Genomic DNA, 19,878 nt, shown 5'->3' with positions numbered 1-19,878 from the left:
GGTTTATCAGCTTAATATTTAGAAAGTATTCAATGACAAGTAAAGAAGTAATGTTTACACCGGTTAATCTCGGCTCAATTCAATTGAAGAATCGTCTTGTGATGGCGCCATTAACGAGGATGCGTGCAATCGATGGCGAGGTACCAAATCCATTAACTAAGACTTACTATGCCCAACGTGCTAGTGCTGGCTTAATTATTACAGAGGCAACCCAAATTTCCCCGCTAGGTATGGGCTATCCTGCTACCCCCGGTATTTATTCAGCACCGCAAACGGCCGCCTGGAAAGAAATAGTCGAAGCTGTACATGCAAAGGGCGGATCGATTGTTGCGCAGTTATGGCATGTCGGTCGGATTTCTCATTCATCTTTACATCCTGAGCAAGGATTGCCTGAGGCACCTTCCGCAATTGCTGCTTCAGGCCAAACTTATGGCGCAGATTGGCAACTGCACGATTACGAAACACCTAGGGCAATGAGCACTGAGGATATTGCTCGCTTATTAAAACAATTCGAATTCGCCGCACAAAATGCTAAAACAGCAGGCTTCGATGGTATTGAGATTCATGCTGCTAATGGCTACTTACTGGATCAATTTCTGCAAGACGGAACCAATCAGCGAACTGACCAGTACGGCGGCTCAATTGAAAATCGCATCCGTCTATTGGATGAAGTGATTGAGACTGTTAGTACGGTATTTCCAAGTGATCAAATTGGAGTGCGTCTTTCTCCATACGGCACATTCAACGATATCGAAGATAGCGATCCAATCGCTTTGTTTACTACATTGATTAACAAACTGAATGGCTATAAGCTGGCTTACGTCCATATGATTGAGCCTCGCTCAACCAGTTCTGGCGGCAATGATCAAGTATATGAAGATGCACCAATTACATCAGAGTTATTCCGCGCCGCTTATCAAGGTAAATTTATTACTGCTGGCGGATACGATCAGGCAATGGGTGAGCAAGTATTGGAAGAGGGCTTAGCTGATGCAGTAGCATATGGTCGCTTATACATTTCGAACCCAGATTTAGTGGAGAGATTTAAAAAGAATGCTCCGTTAAGTCCATACAACCGCGCTACCTTTTATGGTGGCAATGAGGCGGGCTACACTGACTATCCTACCCTCTAATTTTTGCTTAGGTCAGTTTAGATAAACCTCGCTCCCCATAAAGGACGAGGTTTATTTTTTGTCTTCTGGATCTTTGAGGAGGTCGTACTGGTTGGCTACTAATAGAAGCGCAAGCGAGGCGCATCCCATGGCAAAGAATTCCCATTGATGCAACATAGCGGTGCCCACTACCGTCATGAGTACGGTCCAGCCCACAGCTATCTTTGCTTTTTTTGATAAGGGCTTCATGGGTGATTGCTCCTAAGCGTGGGCTTTTATTTTATTCAACATGCGACGAAGTGTATCGTCCTTTAAGACGTAATGTTGCCATAGTCCAGCTAGTGCATGAATACCAATGAGGAAATACAGCGAATTTCCTAAAAACTCATGGATCCCTTCAGCGAGTTTTTTCATTTCCGGATTAGGGGTAAGTAGTTGAGGCCATACCAATCCAAAGAAGTGGATTTCTTTCCCGCCATACTGAAAATAGAGCACGCCAAAGATAGGCGATATCAGTAGCAGGGCATATAGCAACCAATGCATTGCCTTAGCGAAAGAGATAAATACCGGTTTTGGGTTAGTGGGATTCGGAACGCCATAAGTGAAACGGATCATCAGTCGGAGAGCCATGGCTATAAAAATAAGCTGCCCAATGACGCCATGGACAGATTTACAGAGCTCGCGTGGCTCACTTCCCTTGGGGAACTGTCCTTTAAGTTCAATGACGATGAAAGCTGCTACAACCAGAAGAAATACAAACCAATGAAAAAAGATGGAGGCAGGGTGATAGTGAGTTTTTGACATATTGCTTGCTATTAATTAATGAAGAATCATCACAAATGATAATGAATCTCATTAACAATAACAAGTTTAGGGGTAATTTCCCCTATTTTTATACTTCCCTGGGCTAATTCAGCCTTACTTTGGCGCTTAATTCACTGACTAAGCCTCTTTTATCGATCTGGGATAGCCTGAGCGCTTCGGCTTCAAAATCCAGCTGTCCTGGGTGAAATTCATCATCGTTTTGGAGGTGAATGACGTAAGTCCAGACAAGCTCACGGCCACGGTTTTTATAGACATCAACTACACGTTTCATGTTTACCGCCTCTATGGTGATACTGAATTAGTACTGGCTATCTTGGGATTGATTACTTTCTGAAGCGTAATCAAGTTTCTGGGTTCAATGCGGATGACTCCACCTCTGGGGCTATCAATATCTGCGATCAAGAAAAATGATACAGAAATCACAAAGGGAAAAATCATGAAGAGGCCGATATTCTTTTGAAAATTCCGCGCCCCAAAGCCAACTAATAAATTAGCGCAGATGGCGATCGCTACCATCAAAGCCCAAGCAGTGTAAGGGATTCGATTCCACCACGCTGCCTGCACATAGCCTTGAGAATTCAAAACATCATTCATACCCGAGGCAACGAGTGCCATCGTTGGTGTTGGATTGGTTCGTACAATCGGCAAAATTTCATTCCAGAGGGCTTGCTGAGCCTCATTTGTTTTTTGACGAATGACTAAGACTTTCTCATGGGGTTGTCTAGAGTAGAACTGAATCCGGAGGTCTAGGTAAGAATTTAATAATTCTTTAGTGGCTAACGCTGATTTTGGGGGGAGTAGGTCTGCCCTGAGATATTCGGTCCCAATCGCATTGGCTTCGCTTTCTTCGAGAATTTCGCGTTGATCGTGGCGGTCAATTGCCATGGAGAAGGTGAAGCCAATAATCAGCGCCAGCAAAGTTAAGGTCGCTGTTTGGATAATCCCCAGATCCACAGAGGTCTCGGTATCTTTCGTGCGAAAGCGGCTTAATACTGCATTACCAAACCAAACAGAAAAAATGAGTATTAAAAAGGTTAGGCCAAAAACTAAGAGAGGGTAATTGAGGATGTGTCTAATTTAAAAAGTCCCTGGATATAAGATATCTTTAGTAACGTTCTGAATATCACGATGTCCCGTAAAGGCCATGGTGATATCCAATTCATTATGGATGAGTTCGAGGCACTTCGTAACACCCGCTTCACCCATAGCACCTAAGCCATACAGGAATGGGCGACCAATCATAGTGCCGCGTGCGCCTAATGCCCAGGCCTTTAAAACATCTTGACCAGACCGAATGCCGCCGTCCATCCACACTTCAATATCATTACCAACGGCATTCACAATGCCGGGCAGTGCTCGAATACTAGAAATTGCGCCATCCAATTGGCGACCGCCATGATTAGAAACAATCAGTGCATCAGCACCAGAGTTTGCTGCTAAGCGAGCATCCTCTTCGTCCAAAATCCCTTTGATGATGAGCTTGCCACCCCAGAGTTTTTTTATCCATTCAACATCCCCCCAATTGAGGCCAGGATCAAATTGCTCGGCAGTCCAAGAGGAGAGGGAGGACATATTACCGACACCAGTGGCATGCCCAACAATATTGCGAAAGGTTCTGCGAGGAGTCATAGCCATGCCTAAGCACCAACGTGGCTTGGTCGCCATATTAATCATGTTGGCAATAGTGAGCTTTGGTGGTGCAGATAAACCATTCTTCAAATCTTTATGACGCTGACCTAGAATTTGGAGATCTAAGGTTAAGACTAGGGCAGAACATTTTGCAGCCTTAGCGCGCTCAATTAAGCGCTCGATGAAACCACGATCTTTCATGACATAGAGCTGAAACCAAAATGGCTTAGTAGTGCGCTCAGCAACATCTTCAATGGAGCAGATACTCATAGTAGATAAGCAAAATGGCACACCAAATTTTTCAGCTGCTTTTGCAGCCAGAATCTCCCCATCCGCATGTTGCATTCCGGTAAGTCCAGTTGGAGCAAGCGCCACTGGCATTGTGACTTCCTCTCCAACCATCGTAGTTTTGGTTGTACGGTTAGTCATGTTGACTGCCACGCGCTGACGTAATTTAATCTTCTGAAAATCGGATTCGTTAGCGCGATAGGTTGATTCAGTCCAAGATCCTGAGTCGGCGTAGTCATAAAACATCTTAGGGGTGCGTTTTTGGTGAAGCACTCTTAAGTCTTCGATATTCGTAATGATTGCCACTCTGTATCCTTCTAGTGAATGCTTTCAGGATGAAGCATTTGCCTAATTAAGCTATATCTTAGCAATACCGAGTAATTGTTTCTACAATGTTATGGTATCCCTTGCTTGGGACCCCTCAATGCCCATTTACCCCTATCCCTATCCCTTTTGAATGCCTCAGCTTAATCTTGCCACTATCTCCTATTTGTTAATTGCAACTGCCCTGTGGGCTGGTAATGCAATTGCAGCACGTGTTTTGGTTGCTAGCGGAGCGGTTTCGCCTATTACATTGAGTGCGGTTCGCTGGGGTTTGGCAGCACTACTATTACTTCCTTTTGGTTGGGGTGTTTTCAAGCCAAAAAGTGCTCTTTGGAAAAATAAGAAACGTTTTTTACTCTTAGGTCTATTCGGTGTTGGTAGCTATAACGTCCTTCTCTACTTAGCACTGCAAACTTCAACAGCGATTAATGTCACCTTGATTGGTGCCAGTATGCCAATATGGATGTTAATCATTGGCGCAATTTTCTATCATGTGAAGCCTAGTCGATTGCAGTTGCTGGGAGCACTGATCTCAATGATTGGGGTTGCATTTGTTTTGACTAGAGGCGAGTTATTTACATTGTTGTCGATGCAAATGGTTGTTGGCGACCTCTTAATTATGTTGGCCACTATCTTATGGGCTTTTTATAGTTGGATGCTGAGTCAACCAGGAAAGAGTAGTGAGCGTAATTGGCCGTGGGCCAACTTTTTAATGGCGCAGGTATTTGTTGGCTTGCTGTGGACTGGATTTTTTGATGGCTTCGAGATTGCTGCTGGCAATGCTCATTTAGATTTGAATCTATGGACTGGCTCACTAATCTTATTTGTGGCTATTGGCCCATCCTTAATTGCGTATCGTTGCTGGGGTTTAGGCGTCAATGGTGCAGGCCCTACTGTTGCCGCTTTTTTTGCTAATTTCATACCTTTATTTACCGCATTATTGTCTGCCGCGATGTTGGGTGAGCCGCCCCAACTGTTCCATGGCATTGCCTTTGCCCTAATTGTTTCTGGAATTATCGTTTCTTCTAGGTCGCGCAATAGTCAAATCTACTCTAAGATTTAATTAAACCCGAACTGATTAAGCCCTGTCTGACATGTGCGCGATGTGCTTCGGTCACATTCACTGCTGGTGGGCGTACTAGAGAGTTTGGAATTTGACCTAACTGCATCAAAGCCTCTTTGACGCAAGCTACTTCGCTTGTTGGCGAGCTAGGCTCTTGATTTTCAAAGACACCATCCATAATTGGGATGCAAAACTCGCGGTGAATTTTTTGTGCTTTAACCGCATCTCCACAGATTGCTGCATCAATTAATTCTACCCATTTTGGTGTATCGATAACGCTAATGCCAATGAGTGCTCCATGAACACCATGCAAGATCATTCCCAAAAGTGGTGGTGAGTCTAATGCTGCAAGGATTGTGAGCTTGTCATGCAAGGCCTCCCATATCTGAACGTAACGCGTAACAGTGCCACAGGCTGCTTTGATTGCTACAACATTAGGAATGGAAGAGATGCGAATCAGGGACTCTAGCGAGTAAGCGCAACCCGATTGGTCTGGATATTGGAAGACGATCATCGGTAAGTCAACCTGTTCATCCAATATTTTGTAGAACTGATAGACAGACTCAGGATTTTGTGCCAAGCGACGATAGGGGCGTGCATCAAAAGGATTTAATACCAGTAGCACATCTGCTCCAGCCTTTTTTGCTAGGAGCCCGTCTTTGACCGCTGCAGGACCTCTACCCTCAATCCCACTAATCAAAGTTTGCCCTGGAAGCATTACTTCTCGAGCGAGCTTCAAGATCTTTTGCTTCTCTTCATCCGAAAGTTGAAGAATCTCAGCTAATCCTGCATTCACTGCAATTCCTTTTACACCAGGGGTGTGCACTGTTTCTTTTAGGTGGCGAGCAAGGGCTTCGTAGTTAACACTAAGGTCCGCCTTGAAAGGAGTGATGGTCGCCGGATATAAACCGCTCAGAACCAGCGCTTTTTCGTTTCTTGAAGACATTATTGACCTTTGGATTGATGTGAAGAAGTGAGTCTACTGTGTCAGGAATTCATCATGACATTTGCTGCAGTTAATTCTATAGTAAAGTGAATTCTTAGATTGGCCGCCAACACAAAAAGTCTCAACTGATTTCATATAGAAATGGAAAGATATTTTTTTATGGGTTCTTATACTTACAAATGGATTTCCGCCTTACTGGTAGGTTTAAGCTTATTCCTACTGACTGCTTCCCTATCCCACGCCCAGAACTATCCCGATCGACCGATTAAGTTAGTCGTTCCCTATGCACCTGGTGGCGGAACGGATGTAACAGCGCGCCTGATTGCAAAGATGTTAACCAGTGGCTTTAGCCAGCCGGTATCTGTAGAGAATAAGGCAGGTGCTGGCGGCATTATTGGACAAGAGTTTGTTGCGAGAGCACTTCCGGATGGATATACCTTGTTGTTTAGTGCTGCAGGCCCTTTAACAATTAGTCCATTCACATATCCTAGCTTGCCTTATGATCCTGTAAAAAGTTTCGAGCCAATTATTTTGGTTTCTTCTCAACCATTAGTTTTGGTAGTTAATGCAGATTCAAAAATTTATACCCTAGCCGATTTATTAAAGGCATCCTTCGACTCTAAAAAAGGCCTTACCTATGGATCTTTTGGGAATGGAAGTGCCGCACATTTGGCGGGTGAGTCTTTCAAGACAGCTACCAAAATTGATATGACTCATATCCCCTATAAGGGTACAAGTCCCGCCTTAACTGCATTATTAGGTGGTGATATAGATGTGTTGTTTGATACGGTTAGCACCTCAGCCCCATTTATCAAGTCAGGAAAGTTGAGAGCATTAGCAGTGGCTTCAAAAAATAGATCTACTTTGCTTCCGGATGTTCCCACAATGGTGCAAGCTGGTGTTAGCGGATTTGAGGCTAGCACTTGGTATGGAATGTTAGCTCCAGCGGGCACGAATCCGAAGATCATTCAGCAAATTAACCGCGCTGTAAACAGCGGCTTGAAGAATAAGGAAATTACTGATGTGTTTACTTCAGAGGGGTCTGTAGTAATCGGGGGTACCCCAGAGCAATTTAAAAACTTTATGGCTGCTGAGCTAAAGAAGAATGAAGTAGTAGTGAAGGCTGCTGGGATTTCAAGCAATTAAGGCCTTAATAGGGGGATCTGCTTAATCTGCTTGGATATTATTGGCTTTAATAACCTGTGCCCATTTTTCAACTTCTTGCTTAATTTTTTGTTCAGATTGTTCTGGAGAGCGAACGTTGACAATAAAACCCATACCAGAAAGTTTGTTGCGTAACTCTTTATCTGCCAAAGCTTTTACAACATCTTGATTTAGCTTCTGAACAATTTGTTTTGGTGTGCCTGCTGGAGCCATCAGAAATTGAATTGTTTCCCCTTCAAATTCTGGAAAGCCAGATTCTGCTACCGTAGGAATATCGGATAGCGTTGGGTACCTTACTGAACTGGTTACTGCCAAACCCAACACTTTTCCACCCATAATTTGCTGTACTGTGGGTGGTAGCACAGCAAAGGAAATCGGTACGTCGTTGCTCAAGACTGCCTGCAGTGCAGGCCCTCCACCGTTATAGCCAATATGCTTAATATCTAAATTGGCCCTGAGTTTTAGTAGCTCTGCAGTCAGTTGTGGACTAGTTCCAGCACCAGGAGAGGAGTAATCATATTTACTCGGGTTTTGTTTGATCAGGGCAATAAAATCTTTAAAGTTTTTTGCAGGAAATGATGGGTTTACGACGATGATATTTGGTGAGCTGGCTGGAATAGTGATCGGCGCAAAGTCTCGAACTGCATCATATCCAGAATTTGGTATGAGTGATGGGTTAATTACAAATGCGCTACTCGTGAGCAATATCGTGTATCCATCCGGACTGGCTTTAGCAACTTGCTGGATGCCAATATTCGCACTAGCCCCTGGCTTATTTTCAACAATGAATGTCTTGCCCGTATTCTCACCAATTTTTTGAAATAAAAGTCGCCCAAAAATATCAGAAGGGCCTCCGGGGGCATAAGGGACAACAACCTTGACGGGCCTATTGGGGAAGTCTTGTGCAATAACAGTCCCACAAAAGGAAATTAAGAAAGCAAATGCTGCACAATAATATTGGCCGATCTTCATATCGTTCCCCGTGAATAATTTGTAGTATGGTATCAAGTTCTAGATTGCAGTGTATCGAAATGAATGAAGGGCATCAAAGACTAATATGAGATTAATCACGTTTACTCGTGCAGGATCAAACACTCCAGAAATTGGTGCTCGTTTACCCAATCCTTCAGGTGATCACATCCTTCCATTTGCTGATGTTGCTAAGCAACTTGGCCTCCTCGATTTTCCAACGGATATGAGGGCTTTCTTGGGTGCTGGAGTCTCGGCGATGGAACAAGCGAAAGCATGGGTTCAGGCCGCTAAAGAGTATTCACAATTACAATTAGATTCTCAAGGGATTCATTTTTTACCGCCAGTAATGAATGCTGAAAAATTCCTATGTGTTGGTAAAAATTACCGAACCCATCTAGAGGAATTAAAAAGAACGAATTTAATTAAAGAGATTCCTCAAGAGCCTACTTCGTTTATCAAACTGAATTCTTGTCTATCCGGACATGAAGCCAAGGTGGTTCGTCCCAAGGGTATTACGCGCCTTGACTATGAGCCAGAGCTGGTATTTGTTATCGGTAAACGTGCTTTGGGTGCAAAGAAGGAGGAGGCAATGGATTATGTTGCCGGTGTGACCATTCTGAATGATCTGACATGTAGAGACTTGCAGTTGCGTGAAGTTGCCTCCGGTTCCCGTTTTTGGACGGGAAAAAATATTCCTGGTTTTGGTCCTCTAGGACCTGAGATTGTAACTATCGATGAGATACCAGATCCTTATGACCTATGGATGACTTGTTCAGTGAATGGAGAAGAACGCATGCGAGTCAATACCAAAGATCAAATTTGGAAGATCTCCGATATTTTGGAGCATTTCTCCCGCTTTATACCGATCGAGCCTGGTGATATGTTTTCAACTGGTGCACCAGGTGGGGTTGCTGTTGGAAAAGAGAATGCTGAAGAGCTTTATCTTAAGCCAGGTGATGTAGTGGAATGTTCGATTGATAGCATCTCTACATTGCGCACCACCATTATTGAATGAGAAAAATGAAGCAACTCCTAACCCGTTCTCTGGTTTTGCTCTGTAGTGTTATTTTGTCTACGATGACTGCCAATGCAGCAGATGTATACCCAGTCAAGCCTATTAAAGTGATTGTGCCCTTTCCTCCTGGTGGGGGTGCCGATACTTTAATCCGCTTAATTGCGCCGTTGACTTCAGACTTGTGGAAGCAGTCAGTTGTGATTGAAAACCGCCCAGGGGCAAGCGGTGCCATTGGAGCTGAATTGGTTGCTCAATCTACGGCTGATGGCTATACCTTATTGATGGGCTCAACTGCCGCAGTAACTGAAAAAAATATTCATCAGTTTTCTCCAGTGGCCCTAATCTCAGCCTCTCCTTATATTGTTACCATGTCCCCGGCGCTCAATATCACTTCAGTGCGCAGCTTGATTGCGTATGCAAAAGCAAATCCAGGCAAGATTCGATATGGATCTTCCGGACCGGGATCTGCATCTCATTTGGCTGGGGAATTATTTGCGTCCCTAGCTAATATTTCTTTGCTTCATGTTCCCTATAAGGGTACCGGTCAAGCACTAACCGATTTGTTGGCGGGCCACATAGATCTGATGTTTGCACCAGCGCAAACAGTAATGCCACAAATTGAATCAGGGAAATTATTGGCCTTAGCGCAAACGGGTGCTAAACGTTCTGAGGCATTGTCAAACATACCCACCGTGGCAGAGTCAGGGCTATCTGGCTACAGTGCTGTGGGATGGTTTGGCTTGTTTGCTCCAGCAAATACGCCTAAGCCAGTGATTCAAAAAATCAACCAAACGGTCATGTTTGTCATGTCTCAGGAGAAGGTACGTAAGGCAATGCTGGAGCGGGGAAGCGATCCCGCTAGCGGAAGTCCTGAAGAGTTTTCAGCGTTTCTACGCCTGGATCAATCAAAATGGGCGAAATTGATCAAGGAAAATAAGGTTGCAGTGCAATAACTGACTAAATCAGTATCATTTAGTGCTAATCACTTTATTCTCTAGGAAATTGCTATGCCAGGCTTATTACCCAACGTTGATCCAGATGGTTTATTAGAGTTCTCGGTTGTTTACACCGACCGCTCTTTAAATCACATGTCTGAAGAGTTCAAACGCGTGATAGTGGATATATCAAGTGTTCTTAAAGATGCATACAACGCCCAATCTGCTGTGATTGTTCCCGGCAGTGGAACTTTCGGCATGGAAGCTGTCGCTCGTCAGTTTGCTAGTAAGCAAAAAATCTTAGTATTGCGTAACGGGTATTTTAGCTACCGCTGGACTCAGATTTTCGATTTAGATAAATCGTTTGCAGACATCTCAATATTAAAAGGCCGTCAAGTCGACAACTCTCCTCAAGGCGAATTCGAACCTGCTCCACTTGAAGAGGTTGTGGCCTTTATTAAGAAAGAAAAACCAGCGGTGGTGTTTGCACCGCACGTTGAAACCTCAGCAGGCATCATTCTTCCAGATGATTATCTGAAAGCAGTTGGTGAAGCAGTACGTTCTGTCAACGGCATATTTGTATTGGATTGCATTGCATCTGGTGCGATGTGGGTTGATATGAAAGCATGCAATGTAGATGTATTGATTTCTGCGCCACAAAAAGGCTGGAGCAGTTCACCTTGCTGCGCGCTGATTGCTCTTGGTGAAAGAGGTCGCGAGCGGATTGAATCTACCCAAAGCACAAGCTTCTCAATGGATCTGAAAAAATGGTTGCAGATCATGGAAGCCTACGAAAAGGGTGGCCATGTGTATCACACAACCATGCCTACGGATGCTTTGAAGACTCTGCGTAACGTGATGAAAGAAACGCAATCTCTAGGCTTTGCAGCACTCAAGCAAAAGCAAATCGAGTTAGGTACTAAAGTCCGTGAGTTACTGGTTTCTAAAGGCTATCCTTCGGTTGCCACAAAAGGCTATCAATCTCCCGGCGTCGTGGTGAGCTTTACAAAGGATCCAGAGATTCAGTCGGGTAAGAAGTTTATTGCACTAGGTTTACAAACTGCTGCGGGCGTTCCTTTGCAGTGTGATGAAAGACCAGATTTCCGCACTTTCCGTCTGGGATTATTTGGTCTCGAGAAGTTAGCTAACGTAGATCGTACTCTGGGGCATTTGGCGGTAGCGCTGGAGAAAATTACCGAGGCAGAAGCTCAGCCTGCGTAATATCTGCATTCGGAAAAATAAAGGCCATCTTTGGATAGCCTTTTTCTATTGCAGATGAGGATGTTCAAATATTATCTAGCCAGTGGATTGGGCGTGGCTTCTCCAATCTGATGCAAGGTATTTTTATCAATGTGATGAAATAAATCTGCTTGATTCTGAATCTTTAATACCGTGTCTTGTTCATAAGACCAAGTTCCATCCGTATTGATGCTCACCTGAATATGAAACTCCACAGTTTTAAAGGCGTAATCTAAAAAAGCATTTGAAGAAATTCCTGCGCAAGGATCTCCCTCTTTTGCGTGTAATTCAAATTGTTTTGCATTAGCACCTGATTTGCCGAGCGCCATTGTAGTCATGCCCCGGGGAATGGTTAGGGTATGAATAATGGTTCCGCTTGCGGGTTCCCAGAGCCAGTACCCAACTTGATCGTGATAGGTTTTGACTTGATCAGGCTTAGTAATGTGAGAGTGATATCGCAAGCCATAAAACAATTGTGGACCGTTAGTTTGTGGATCAATTGGTTGAAGTTCGATATGCTCGACATAGGCTTGATTTTTTGGCCCATCTGCTTTCGGCTTTCGGTCCATGCCTCGGGTGCCTTCCCAAATGCCCGCCATACCCGTAAAGGGTCCCAGATTCTCCAAAGTATTGAGTGAATACCCTTGGGGTTCAGTAAAGATATCTTTTGGAAAATCAGTCATGTGGGATCTTCGGAAAATGAAGCATTTATTTCAAATTTATGAGTATTATTAAATTATCCACAAACTCTATGGAGATTTATATGAATTCAGGTATCGCTCGTCTCAGCTTAGCCACTTTCATCTCTATGGCGATTGGCATTACTCCAATAGCAGTGATGGCAGCGGATCCAGCGCCTGCACCAGCTGCTACTCCTGCTGCAGCACCAGCGGCAGCTCCAGTAGCAGTGCCTACAAATAAGGCAACTGAGAAGCAGGCAAAGCAGAAGCCTAAGAAAGAAAAGAAAGCTGAGAAAAAAACGAAGAAAAAATCCAAGAAGAAAGCAAAGCCTGCGGCAGATGCAGCCACCCAGTAATTTCAGTAATACATCCCTCGATTAGTTGAGGGGTTCTGCTCCATCAAAGTCATCTGATTTTTTAGAAGTCGATGACTTTTTTACTGAGCCATTGTTACGTACTAGCAACCACATTGCTGCCATTACTAAACTCATGCCGCTGATTTGCATCCAGGTGATCGGCTCTGATAAGACCAGATAGCCCATAAAGATCGTAGAGACTGGACCCAGTATCCCCGCCTGAGCAACTAGAGGTGAACCAATTCGATGAATGGCAATCATGATCAGCAGCATGGGAATGACTGTGCATACGCTAGCATTCAGCAGACTCAGCCAATAAATTGGGAGGGCTTGTTCAAAAATAGCGCTGGGATGATAAAAGGTGGATTGCAATACGCTCATGAATGCTGAGGCAGTACTGGCATAGACTACTAGGCGGACGCTACCAATGCGCTGAACCATTTCTCCTGAGCCAATCATGTACATAGCATATGAGCACGCACTTCCAAAGACCAGAATCATTCCTAGCCAGGCACTGATACCAGTAGAGCTGGCATCTTGAATGAAAACAATAAAGACGCCCAAATAACCAACTACCAGGGCATACCACTGCAAACGGGAAATGGGTTTGTGTAAAACAAAATACGAAATTAATAAAACAATAGTTGGAGTGAGATAAAGGACAATCCGTTCAAGTCCAACAGAGATGTATTGCAGTCCCAAGAAATCGATATAGCTTGAAAAAAAATATCCCAAGAAGCCAAGTAAAAATAATTTACCTCGATCCAACCAGGTTATCGGGCTCATGGGCTTTCTGCGTGCTTCCCACCAAAAGATTCCCCAAAATAAAGGCATGGCCATGAGCATGCGAAGTGCTAAGAGGGTTTCAGAGTCTGCGCCATAAGCAAAAGAAAGCTTCACCAGAATCGCTTTACCCGAGAAAAGCATCGCGCCAATACCGGCCATGAATATGCCGTAAAGATAACGTCGATGGTGGTCTGCTGCGCTTGCTGAATGCATACCGTTTTATAACAGCTTATTCAGCAGACTTCTCATTTCTAAGATCGTTTCAGAGGGGGTAAGTCCAATCGGACCGACGCCCTGATTTACTAAGCTATCAGCAGCGGAGGCATGGAGCTCGACAGCAATGCAGCTTGCTTCCCATAAGTTCAAGTCATGACGGACACCTTGGGCGGCAAGTGCAGCAATACTGCCGGTTAGTACATCGCCCATGCCACCAGTGCCCATGCCAGGATTTCCGGCATGGCATTCAACCATCCCATGCAGTGGTGATGCAATTAAAGTGTGCTGACCTTTTAATATAACAATCGATTGAGTTAGTAAAACTAAATTTTCAATTGCTTCTAGTCGGTTAGCTTGAACTGCTTCAGTGCTGCTCTCCAAAAGGGCTGCTGCTTCACCTGGGTGAGGTGTTAAAACAGTCTGTCCTGGAAATTGTTGATTACGTTCTTGGAGTGCCTTTAGTAAATAAGATGACTCAGCAATAAGATTTAATGCATCAGCATCAACCACTAAAGGAATCATGGGATAGACGAGGGCAGCATCTAACCAAGCCCTTGCTAAATCTGATTTTCCAAGTCCAGGACCAATGGCAACGACAGCGGGCTTGGTCTCACTCAGACGTTCATCAGCCGAAGAACTAGTATGTCCAATCATCAGCTCAGGTTGGTCTAAATAGGCATGTGCAGTAAGGGGATCGAGCATCTCTAACATCGTCCAGCCTGCACCGAGATGAAGACAGGCCTTACCGGCTAATAAGAGAGCGCCTGCCATACCAGACGATCCGCCGATTAAGACTACTTTGCCTGCATTGCCTTTATGTTCAGAAGGCATCCGTTTCAGGCGCTTAGCTAAGGCGAGTGCGTCTAACTTGATGGGTAAAGGGCTCATACTATTAGTATCGCTCTGATTTGATGGGCGAACACGCAAATCAGTGGCTCTATTCTGCGAATTTAGCCCCTTGGATCCGATCAGTACAAAGTAGCACTAAGCAGTTGAAGAATTTATCCTAACGATGGAATAAAAAAACCGCGGCGGACCGCGGTTTGATTTTGCTAAGGAAAAGATTACTTCTTAGCGTCTGCTGCAGGTGCCGGTGCTGCTGGTGTTGCCGCTGGTGCTGCCGGAGCATCTTTCTTGGCTTCTTCAACATGAGTAGCTTCAGCACCATGCTTTTCGCCGCTCATATCAATATTGCCGTCGCCCTTAAAGAGTAAATAGGCTGTGGCACCAACTAATACCAGTACCATGATGATGATTGAACGATTGCTCATTGCTTTTCCTTCGGTGTGGTTGAAATTGGGACAATATTAACCCTTCTTGTGTGCTGGGTAAATCCTAGAATGCCCTAAGTCCTTGAAGTACAGAGTGAACTAGGTATTTACACTAATCAATCATGGGCTGCAGTCGACACTCTTGTGACTTATTTCAAGAGGTAAGATGAAGTGGTGTTGATGTTGAAGGTGGACAAATGGGCCCAAAGCTCCCTATGAATAATTCGCAAACCATTACGGATTATTTGAGTATCAAAAAGAGCGACATTTCCGAGGAAAGCTCAGACGAGTCCTATAAATTTGCTTTTGGTGATGAAGCATTTCTGTCTCGCAGAGAAACGATTGGAATTCGTTTTGAGTTAGAGCTATTAAAGCCAGAAATTCTCTTGCATGAACAGGGAATTGCCCACACCATTACGGTATTTGGCTCAACGCGTTTTGTTAGTAGAGACAAGGCTTTGGAGCTGGAGAAGAATGCTAAAACTTCTGCGGAAATAGAAGCCTCTAGCAAAGCATTGCTCCATAGTCAGTATTATGAATCCGCACGAGAGTTTGGTGCCTTAGTGGCGCACTACAACGCCACGCAAAATCAAAACGCAAACAAGTTGCATATTTGCACTGGTGGGGGTCCTGGCATTATGGAGGCGGCTAATCGAGGCGCCTTTGAGGCGGGAGATAAAACGATTGGCTTCAATATTAGCTTGCCAAGAGAGCAATACCCCAATCCTTACATTAGTCCTGGCTTAAGTTTTCGCTTTCATTACTTTGCCTTGCGTAAGATGCATTTCATGATTCGGGCAAGAGCAATCGTTGCATTTCCTGGAGGGTTTGGATCGTTTGATGAGTTATTTGAAGTGCTCACCTTAATGCAGACTAAAAAGGTCGAGCGTTTCCCAGTGGTTTTGGTAGGTAAGGCGTTTTGGACGCAAATGATCAATTTTGAGCAAATGATGGAGTTTGGGGTGATCGACGCAGAAGATATGAAGGCCATTCATTATGCTGAGACTGCCGATCAGGCCTGGGGCATTATTCAAGATCACTATCAATTGACCTAAAGAAGTCGTAGGTCACCTGTAAAATGCCCTAAAGGCTTATTTATGAATGCACAAAACACCAGCATTGCCACCTCTTTAGACTTACCTAGCTATCTCATTGGCACTGTCATACTTTTGGTCGTGATGATTTTTCATGGCGCAGTGTTATTGCAAATTTCTAAGCGCTATGAAGTGAAGACTTTTCTCTATTTATCAGAGAAGAAATATTCTGATGTGACTCTTTGTTTTTATATCAGTGTATTTTGTTTATTCATCACCCACATTGCTGAAATTATCCTCTGGGGTATTGCTATCTATGTACTCAGTTTGTTGCCTACCTTAGGGCAAAGTATTTTATTTAGTGGCAGTACCTATACAGCAATGGGTTTTATGGAGGACATCCTGCCAGATGGCTGGAAAATGTTGGCCGTCATTATTGCTTTCTCGGGCATGTTTGCCTTCGCTTGGACTGCCTCAGTCATGATCTCCATGACACGGAATTTCCGTCAGGCTTACACTAAACTACATATGCAAAAGCTCAATATTTCTTCTGAAATCATTGATCGTTTTAAATAAGAAATGAGTACAGAATGGGATGCTGTCGTTCTTGGTGGTGGTGCGGCAGGACTATTTTGCGCTGGGGTTGCCGGACAGTTAGGTAAAAAAGTCTTAGTCCTGGATCACGCGCCAGTGCTTGGGGAGAAGATTCGGATTAGTGGTGGAGGGCGCTGCAATTTCACGAACCTCCATAGCGGTCCTGCAAACTTTCTCTCGCTGAACCCGCATTTCGTCAAAAGTGCCTTGGCTAAATACCCCTCGAGTGAATTTATTAAGCTTGTGGCCTCCTATGGGATTGCTTATCACGAGAAGCATCAAGGACAATTATTTTGTGATGACTCAGCTAAGCAAATCATTGAACTGCTTATGTCAGAATGTACAAAAGGCAATGTCACTATCCGCAATCCAGTTCTAGTCGAGTCTATTGCGCAGGAAGGGTCTAAGTGGATAGTGCGCACTGATACTGGAGTAGAAAAAACCAAATCACTGGTGATGGCTACCGGTGGACTGCCGGTTCCAGCGATTGGTGCCACTGCCTATTCTTTGGATATCGCTAAACAATTTGGTTTAAAGGTAGTGGAGCCCAAGCCAGCCTTAGTCCCGCTTTCATTTACTGCGGATACATTCGGTAGTCTGAACGAGTTGGCTGGCTTAAGTGTCCCCGTTCGGATCGCTTCTGGCTCAAAAGGGCAGCGTTACGGCACATGTCGATTTAATGAAGATGTTTTGCTAACCCACAAAGGTTTATCCGGACCTGCAGTGCTACAAGCAAGTAGCTACTGGACGGAAGGTGAGCCCATTCACATTGACTGGTTGGGCGCGATTGAGCGACCCAATGGATTTAATTGTGATGAATTATTCAATGATGAAGATAATCGACTGAAATCAGCAGAGACGATTTTGGCTGCGGTCTTACCCCAGCGCTTAGCCAAAGCATTTGCAGAGCAGAACAATGTAACCGGTCGTAAGTGGGCCGAGGTTTCTAAAAAAGATCGCCAAGCGCTCAAAGAATTGATTACGAATTGGTCCGTGAAGCCAGCCGGCACCCTAGGTTGGAAAAAGGCTGAGGTCATGCTCGGTGGAGTCGATACTAAAGAGCTAGATGGTCAGACTATGATGTCGCGTCAGAACCCAGGATTATTTTTTATTGGCGAGTGCGTGGATGTTACCGGCCACCTTGGTGGTCATAATTTTCAGTGGGCCTGGGCAAGTGGATTTGTTTGCGCACAAGCCCTCTAGCGGCTCAGAAGATTAGACTCTAGTTTTTTTCTTTTTCTCGCGTGAACGGATATTCAAAAGTTCAACCGAGAGAGAGAACCCCATCGCGACATAGACATAGCCTTTAGGAATGTGAACCCCCATTCCCTCAGCAATCAGCACTACACCCACAACAGTAAGGAATGATAGGGCTAGCACCTTGATAGAAGGATGGTGATGCACGAAGTCGCCAATGGGTTTTGCGGCAATGAGCATGATGAGAACGGAGGCCAGAACAGCAGCAATCATGACGCTGATGTCATCCACCATACCTACAGCAGTTATCACGCTATCTAAAGAGAAGATGATATCGAGAAGGCCAATTTGAAGGACGGATCCAATAAACAGGGCCGTCATGGATTTGGCTGCGCTTTGATGGTCACCAGAGCCAGTTTCGTCGTTGTGCGCACCCTCTTCTACTTCAGTGTAGATTTCTTTTGAGGCTTTCCAGATTAAAAAGAAACCACCTAAGAGCAAGATCAGATCTCTGCCACTAATAGCATGGTTAGTAATCGTAAAAAGTGGGTTGGTCAGACTCATGACCCAAGACAAGCTCAGCAATAACAAGATCCGAGTTACTAAAGCAAAAATGAGGCCAAAGCGGCGCACTTTTTCACGGATCTCTATCGGCAGCCTATTGGCGATGACACTAATGAAAATAATGTTATCAATCCCAAGAATAATCTCTAGAGCAGAAAGTGTTAAAAATGCGATCCAGGCATTAGGGTCGCTGATGAGTTGCAAAAGGCTTTCGATCATTTTCTATTTCGTGGGATTGGCATTGGGTTTGAGTGTAGCTAAAAAATACCCGAAACAAATGACCATACGGAATAAGAGGGCATGGCAGGCTTCGTAAATAGCCTCTCTTTGACTTAAGGACTGATTTTCATACTCAGGATCGGGGGAATTGGCAGTTTAGCTATTTGGGTATAGAGTAGAGATGAAAGATTTAATCAACGCCTACTTTAGGAGGGTATAAAAATGGATGCAAAAGAGCTGCAAAAATGGCAACGAGAAAAAGCGAATGAGCTTTTTGATTATTCGCATACTCTTTTAGAGGCTGCCAAGAAACTCAGCGAACACCATATGGCAGAGATAGAGTGGGGCATGAAAAATGCACTGGATAGCGCTAAGTCTGCGGCTAAAAATGATCTAGAGAAGCTCAAGAGCTTGCAAGAGGATGCTACTAACGAGGCTGCTAAACGCGCCATTGTGTATCAAAAGAAAGTGAAATCAGTTTTGAAGGAGTTGGGCGAGAGCGCTGCGGATGAAACGGAGAAGCACCTGGAGAAGGTGCGCGCATACCTAGTAACTTGGCTTGAGGAAGCGGAAAATAAAATGCCTGCGCAGGCTGATAAGTTATCAAAGGTTGTGAATGAGATGTCTGCGACGGGTCAGAATATGTTTAAAGAAGGGCGTCGTATTATCAATGAGGTTGCTGATACAGCCGAAAAAAATATTGATGAATTAGTGAAGAGAGCGCCTGCCTCAAAAAAGAAGTCTGATTAAAAAATAGATTCAACAGAGTAAAAGCCAAAACCGCCTCACATGCTGGGGCGGTTTTTTTATTTCCAGCCCTGCAACCAAAGCTCGCTATTAGTGAGATCGCGCCAAGGTATTAGGGAAGTTTTCTTGGAATAGACTGCTTCAATTTCGACGAATTCAATTTTCTCACTAGGTGGCTCAGGAAGAATAACCTTGCTCACCAAAAAGTGTTTTTGTTTAGCAATGGGCTCAACTGCCGTCCATTTACTCAGCAATAGTTTTTTTGGGCTTAAATTATTCATTAGTCAATACAGATTTTAAAGTGCAGTGCATTGGTAATCTTGAGAGCCAGTCTGGAGTGCACCTGACGCGAGTGTAAATACATAGCGAGAGTCTTGAGTGAGTGCGGGGCACTTCTGATCAAAGTAGCTTTGGTTGCCAAGGCTGCCGCAATAGTCCAGCTTGAGGTCTTTCCATTCCATTTGGGCTTTTCTCAGGATCATGGAAATCTTGGTTTCGGTGGGAGAGTTGCATGACCAGGTGGTGTAGGTATCCCGTTCGCAGGCGCATAAGCCCAGTATGGCAAGGGCATAGACTGCTAGGCGTAAATGGGATGGGCGCATCAGGTAAGAATAGTCAAATTTGGTAAATTCTGCCTAATTTTCTATTTTGGTATTAGTATTTACGACAGCTTGTTGTATTACATAATAATAAAAAAAGAAT

Annotated in this window: 25 protein-coding genes; 11 read left to right on the top strand and 14 right to left on the bottom strand. The window is 44.4% G+C overall.

Features of this window, described 5'->3' with window-relative positions; all coding sequences use genetic code 11:
• Positions 1–32 precede the first annotated feature (32 nt).
• Positions 33–1,133, top strand: coding sequence for an alkene reductase (locus ICN45_RS03010; protein ID WP_216172950.1), 1,101 nt, complete (start codon positions 33–35; stop codon positions 1,131–1,133).
• Positions 1,134–1,184: 51 nt separating this feature from the next.
• On the opposite strand, the gene ICN45_RS03005 is transcribed toward ICN45_RS03010, so the two are convergent.
• The 5 genes from ICN45_RS03005 to ICN45_RS02985 all read right to left on the bottom strand — a co-directional run bounded on the left by ICN45_RS03005 (position 1,185) and on the right by ICN45_RS02985 (position 4,160).
• Complete coding sequence (locus tag ICN45_RS03005) at positions 1,185–1,361, bottom strand: hypothetical protein (RefSeq protein ID WP_216172947.1); 177 nt, start codon at positions 1,359–1,361, stop codon at positions 1,185–1,187.
• A gap of 12 nt (positions 1,362–1,373) precedes the next feature.
• Positions 1,374–1,916 (bottom strand): cytochrome b, encoded by a 543-nt coding sequence (locus ICN45_RS03000; RefSeq protein WP_216172945.1) that lies wholly within the window; start codon positions 1,914–1,916, stop codon positions 1,374–1,376.
• 103 nt (positions 1,917–2,019) lie between these two features.
• Entirely contained in the window at positions 2,020–2,208 is a 189-nt protein-coding gene (locus ICN45_RS02995) for a hypothetical protein (RefSeq protein ID WP_216172942.1), read from the bottom strand.
• Positions 2,209–2,219: 11 nt separating this feature from the next.
• The gene (locus ICN45_RS02990) at positions 2,220–2,957 is read right to left on the bottom strand and encodes a bestrophin-like domain (protein ID WP_500797054.1); all 738 of its coding nucleotides are present in this window, start codon (positions 2,955–2,957) and stop codon (positions 2,220–2,222) included.
• Positions 2,958–3,014: 57 nt separating this feature from the next.
• Complete coding sequence (locus ICN45_RS02985) at positions 3,015–4,160, bottom strand: alpha-hydroxy acid oxidase (RefSeq protein ID WP_216172939.1); 1,146 nt, start codon at positions 4,158–4,160, stop codon at positions 3,015–3,017.
• Positions 4,161–4,311: 151 nt separating this feature from the next.
• Here ICN45_RS02985 and ICN45_RS02980 point away from each other — a divergent pair, with 151 nt between their 5' ends.
• On the top strand, positions 4,312–5,241 hold the full coding sequence (locus ICN45_RS02980; RefSeq protein WP_216172936.1) for a DMT family transporter: 930 nt from the start codon (positions 4,312–4,314) through the stop codon (positions 5,239–5,241).
• Here ICN45_RS02980 and ICN45_RS02975 read toward each other — a convergent pair.
• On the bottom strand, positions 5,231–6,187 hold the full coding sequence (locus ICN45_RS02975; protein WP_216172933.1) for a dihydrodipicolinate synthase family protein: 957 nt from the start codon (positions 6,185–6,187) through the stop codon (positions 5,231–5,233). The two genes, ICN45_RS02980 and ICN45_RS02975, sit on opposite strands and share 11 nt — an antisense overlap.
• Positions 6,188–6,346: 159 nt before the next feature.
• On the opposite strand from ICN45_RS02975, the gene ICN45_RS02970 reads away from it, so the two are divergent.
• Complete coding sequence (locus ICN45_RS02970; RefSeq protein WP_216172930.1) at positions 6,347–7,333, top strand: Bug family tripartite tricarboxylate transporter substrate binding protein; 987 nt, start codon at positions 6,347–6,349, stop codon at positions 7,331–7,333.
• A 21-nt stretch (positions 7,334–7,354) separates the two neighbouring features.
• On the opposite strand, the gene ICN45_RS02965 is transcribed toward ICN45_RS02970, so the two are convergent.
• Entirely contained in the window at positions 7,355–8,323 is a 969-nt protein-coding gene (locus tag ICN45_RS02965) for a Bug family tripartite tricarboxylate transporter substrate binding protein (RefSeq protein WP_216172928.1), read from the bottom strand.
• A gap of 85 nt (positions 8,324–8,408) precedes the next feature.
• Between ICN45_RS02965 and ICN45_RS02960 the strand changes: the two genes are divergently transcribed.
• The 3 genes from ICN45_RS02960 to ICN45_RS02950 are packed head-to-tail and all read left to right on the top strand — an operon-like array spanning position 8,409 to position 11,494.
• A complete protein-coding gene (locus ICN45_RS02960) occupies positions 8,409–9,338 on the top strand; it encodes a fumarylacetoacetate hydrolase family protein (RefSeq protein WP_216172925.1) in 930 nt (309 codons plus the stop codon).
• Positions 9,339–9,343: 5 nt separating this feature from the next.
• The gene (locus tag ICN45_RS02955; protein WP_216172922.1) at positions 9,344–10,291 is read left to right on the top strand and encodes a tripartite tricarboxylate transporter substrate binding protein; all 948 of its coding nucleotides are present in this window, start codon (positions 9,344–9,346) and stop codon (positions 10,289–10,291) included.
• A 54-nt stretch (positions 10,292–10,345) separates the two neighbouring features.
• Entirely contained in the window at positions 10,346–11,494 is a 1,149-nt protein-coding gene (locus ICN45_RS02950) for an aminotransferase class V-fold PLP-dependent enzyme (protein WP_216172919.1), read from the top strand.
• Positions 11,495–11,565: 71 nt separating this feature from the next.
• On the opposite strand, the gene ICN45_RS02945 is transcribed toward ICN45_RS02950, so the two are convergent.
• The gene (locus ICN45_RS02945) at positions 11,566–12,195 is read right to left on the bottom strand and encodes an FABP family protein (RefSeq protein WP_216172917.1); all 630 of its coding nucleotides are present in this window, start codon (positions 12,193–12,195) and stop codon (positions 11,566–11,568) included.
• A 38-nt stretch (positions 12,196–12,233) separates the two neighbouring features.
• On the opposite strand from ICN45_RS02945, the gene ICN45_RS02940 reads away from it, so the two are divergent.
• Entirely contained in the window at positions 12,234–12,548 is a 315-nt protein-coding gene (locus ICN45_RS02940; protein WP_216172915.1) for a hypothetical protein, read from the top strand.
• 21 nt (positions 12,549–12,569) lie between these two features.
• Here ICN45_RS02940 and ICN45_RS02935 read toward each other — a convergent pair whose 3' ends face one another.
• The 3 genes from ICN45_RS02935 to ICN45_RS02925 all read right to left on the bottom strand — a co-directional run bounded on the left by ICN45_RS02935 (position 12,570) and on the right by ICN45_RS02925 (position 14,821).
• A complete protein-coding gene (locus tag ICN45_RS02935; protein WP_216172912.1) occupies positions 12,570–13,547 on the bottom strand; it encodes a DMT family transporter in 978 nt (325 codons plus the stop codon).
• Between the two features lie 6 nt (positions 13,548–13,553).
• The gene (locus ICN45_RS02930; RefSeq protein WP_216172909.1) at positions 13,554–14,438 is read right to left on the bottom strand and encodes an NAD(P)H-hydrate dehydratase; all 885 of its coding nucleotides are present in this window, start codon (positions 14,436–14,438) and stop codon (positions 13,554–13,556) included.
• Between the two features lie 176 nt (positions 14,439–14,614).
• On the bottom strand, positions 14,615–14,821 hold the full coding sequence (locus ICN45_RS02925) for a hypothetical protein (protein ID WP_216172906.1): 207 nt from the start codon (positions 14,819–14,821) through the stop codon (positions 14,615–14,617).
• 215 nt (positions 14,822–15,036) lie between these two features.
• Between ICN45_RS02925 and ICN45_RS02920 the strand changes: the two genes are divergently transcribed.
• Genes ICN45_RS02920 through ICN45_RS02910 form a run of 3 tightly spaced genes read left to right on the top strand, consistent with a single transcriptional unit; the run spans position 15,037 to position 17,652 of the window.
• Positions 15,037–15,876 (top strand): LOG family protein, encoded by an 840-nt coding sequence (locus tag ICN45_RS02920; RefSeq protein WP_255531067.1) that lies wholly within the window; start codon positions 15,037–15,039, stop codon positions 15,874–15,876.
• Positions 15,877–15,918: 42 nt separating this feature from the next.
• Positions 15,919–16,431, top strand: coding sequence for a hypothetical protein (locus tag ICN45_RS02915; RefSeq protein WP_216172900.1), 513 nt, complete (start codon positions 15,919–15,921; stop codon positions 16,429–16,431).
• 3 nt (positions 16,432–16,434) lie between these two features.
• Positions 16,435–17,652: a BaiN/RdsA family NAD(P)/FAD-dependent oxidoreductase gene (locus tag ICN45_RS02910; RefSeq protein WP_216172897.1), complete on the top strand. Its 1,218-nt coding sequence runs from the start codon at positions 16,435–16,437 to the stop codon at positions 17,650–17,652.
• Positions 17,653–17,664: 12 nt separating this feature from the next.
• Here ICN45_RS02910 and ICN45_RS02905 read toward each other — a convergent pair whose 3' ends face one another.
• On the bottom strand, positions 17,665–18,429 hold the full coding sequence (locus ICN45_RS02905; protein WP_216172894.1) for a TerC family protein: 765 nt from the start codon (positions 18,427–18,429) through the stop codon (positions 17,665–17,667).
• Positions 18,430–18,651: 222 nt separating this feature from the next.
• Here ICN45_RS02905 and ICN45_RS02900 point away from each other — a divergent pair, with 222 nt between their 5' ends.
• Positions 18,652–19,179, top strand: a complete 528-nt coding sequence (locus tag ICN45_RS02900) for a hypothetical protein (protein WP_216172893.1) — start codon at positions 18,652–18,654, stop codon at positions 19,177–19,179.
• Between the two features lie 56 nt (positions 19,180–19,235).
• Here ICN45_RS02900 and ICN45_RS02895 read toward each other — a convergent pair whose 3' ends face one another.
• Positions 19,236–19,457, bottom strand: a complete 222-nt coding sequence (locus ICN45_RS02895; protein ID WP_216172891.1) for a TIGR02450 family Trp-rich protein — start codon at positions 19,455–19,457, stop codon at positions 19,236–19,238.
• A 15-nt stretch (positions 19,458–19,472) separates the two neighbouring features.
• On the bottom strand, positions 19,473–19,778 hold the full coding sequence (locus tag ICN45_RS02890) for a hypothetical protein (RefSeq protein ID WP_216172889.1): 306 nt from the start codon (positions 19,776–19,778) through the stop codon (positions 19,473–19,475).
• Positions 19,779–19,878 lie beyond the last annotated feature (100 nt).

It is taken from the genome of Polynucleobacter alcilacus, from assembly GCF_018881545.1.
GTDB lineage: Bacteria > Pseudomonadota > Gammaproteobacteria > Burkholderiales > Burkholderiaceae > Polynucleobacter > Polynucleobacter alcilacus.
Note: the sequence above shows the minus strand (reverse complement) of the source record. Positions and strands in the feature narration are given on the sequence as shown.

Bases quoted from the DNA above. Each gene is read 5' to 3' on its own strand.
- ICN45_RS02925 (WP_216172906.1), bottom strand. From the start codon at position 14,821: ATGAGCAATCGTTCAATCATCATCATGGTACTGGTATTAGTTGGTGCC.
- ICN45_RS02930 (WP_216172909.1), bottom strand. From the start codon at position 14,438: ATGAGCCCTTTACCCATCAAGTTAGACGCACTCGCCTTAGCTAAGCGC.
- ICN45_RS02890 (WP_216172889.1), bottom strand. From the start codon at position 19,778: ATGCGCCCATCCCATTTACGCCTAGCAGTCTATGCCCTTGCCATACTG.
- ICN45_RS02950 (WP_216172919.1), top strand. From the start codon at position 10,346: ATGCCAGGCTTATTACCCAACGTTGATCCAGATGGTTTATTAGAGTTC.
- ICN45_RS03000 (WP_216172945.1), bottom strand. From the start codon at position 1,916: ATGTCAAAAACTCACTATCACCCTGCCTCCATCTTTTTTCATTGGTTT.
- ICN45_RS02910 (WP_216172897.1), top strand. From the start codon at position 16,435: ATGAGTACAGAATGGGATGCTGTCGTTCTTGGTGGTGGTGCGGCAGGA.
- ICN45_RS02980 (WP_216172936.1), top strand. From the start codon at position 4,312: ATGCCTCAGCTTAATCTTGCCACTATCTCCTATTTGTTAATTGCAACT.
- ICN45_RS02995 (WP_216172942.1), bottom strand. From the start codon at position 2,208: ATGAAACGTGTAGTTGATGTCTATAAAAACCGTGGCCGTGAGCTTGTC.
- ICN45_RS02895 (WP_216172891.1), bottom strand. From the start codon at position 19,457: ATGAATAATTTAAGCCCAAAAAAACTATTGCTGAGTAAATGGACGGCA.
- ICN45_RS02975 (WP_216172933.1), bottom strand. From the start codon at position 6,187: ATGTCTTCAAGAAACGAAAAAGCGCTGGTTCTGAGCGGTTTATATCCG.
- ICN45_RS02955 (WP_216172922.1), top strand. From the start codon at position 9,344: ATGAAGCAACTCCTAACCCGTTCTCTGGTTTTGCTCTGTAGTGTTATT.
- ICN45_RS02905 (WP_216172894.1), bottom strand. From the start codon at position 18,429: ATGATCGAAAGCCTTTTGCAACTCATCAGCGACCCTAATGCCTGGATC.
- ICN45_RS02960 (WP_216172925.1), top strand. From the start codon at position 8,409: ATGAGATTAATCACGTTTACTCGTGCAGGATCAAACACTCCAGAAATT.
- ICN45_RS02965 (WP_216172928.1), bottom strand. From the start codon at position 8,323: ATGAAGATCGGCCAATATTATTGTGCAGCATTTGCTTTCTTAATTTCC.
- ICN45_RS02900 (WP_216172893.1), top strand. From the start codon at position 18,652: ATGGATGCAAAAGAGCTGCAAAAATGGCAACGAGAAAAAGCGAATGAG.
- ICN45_RS03010 (WP_216172950.1), top strand. From the start codon at position 33: ATGACAAGTAAAGAAGTAATGTTTACACCGGTTAATCTCGGCTCAATT.
- ICN45_RS02970 (WP_216172930.1), top strand. From the start codon at position 6,347: ATGGGTTCTTATACTTACAAATGGATTTCCGCCTTACTGGTAGGTTTA.
- ICN45_RS02915 (WP_216172900.1), top strand. From the start codon at position 15,919: ATGAATGCACAAAACACCAGCATTGCCACCTCTTTAGACTTACCTAGC.
- ICN45_RS02920 (WP_255531067.1), top strand. From the start codon at position 15,037: ATGAATAATTCGCAAACCATTACGGATTATTTGAGTATCAAAAAGAGC.
- ICN45_RS02945 (WP_216172917.1), bottom strand. From the start codon at position 12,195: ATGACTGATTTTCCAAAAGATATCTTTACTGAACCCCAAGGGTATTCA.
- ICN45_RS03005 (WP_216172947.1), bottom strand. From the start codon at position 1,361: ATGAAGCCCTTATCAAAAAAAGCAAAGATAGCTGTGGGCTGGACCGTA.
- ICN45_RS02935 (WP_216172912.1), bottom strand. From the start codon at position 13,547: ATGCATTCAGCAAGCGCAGCAGACCACCATCGACGTTATCTTTACGGC.
- ICN45_RS02940 (WP_216172915.1), top strand. From the start codon at position 12,234: ATGAGTATTATTAAATTATCCACAAACTCTATGGAGATTTATATGAAT.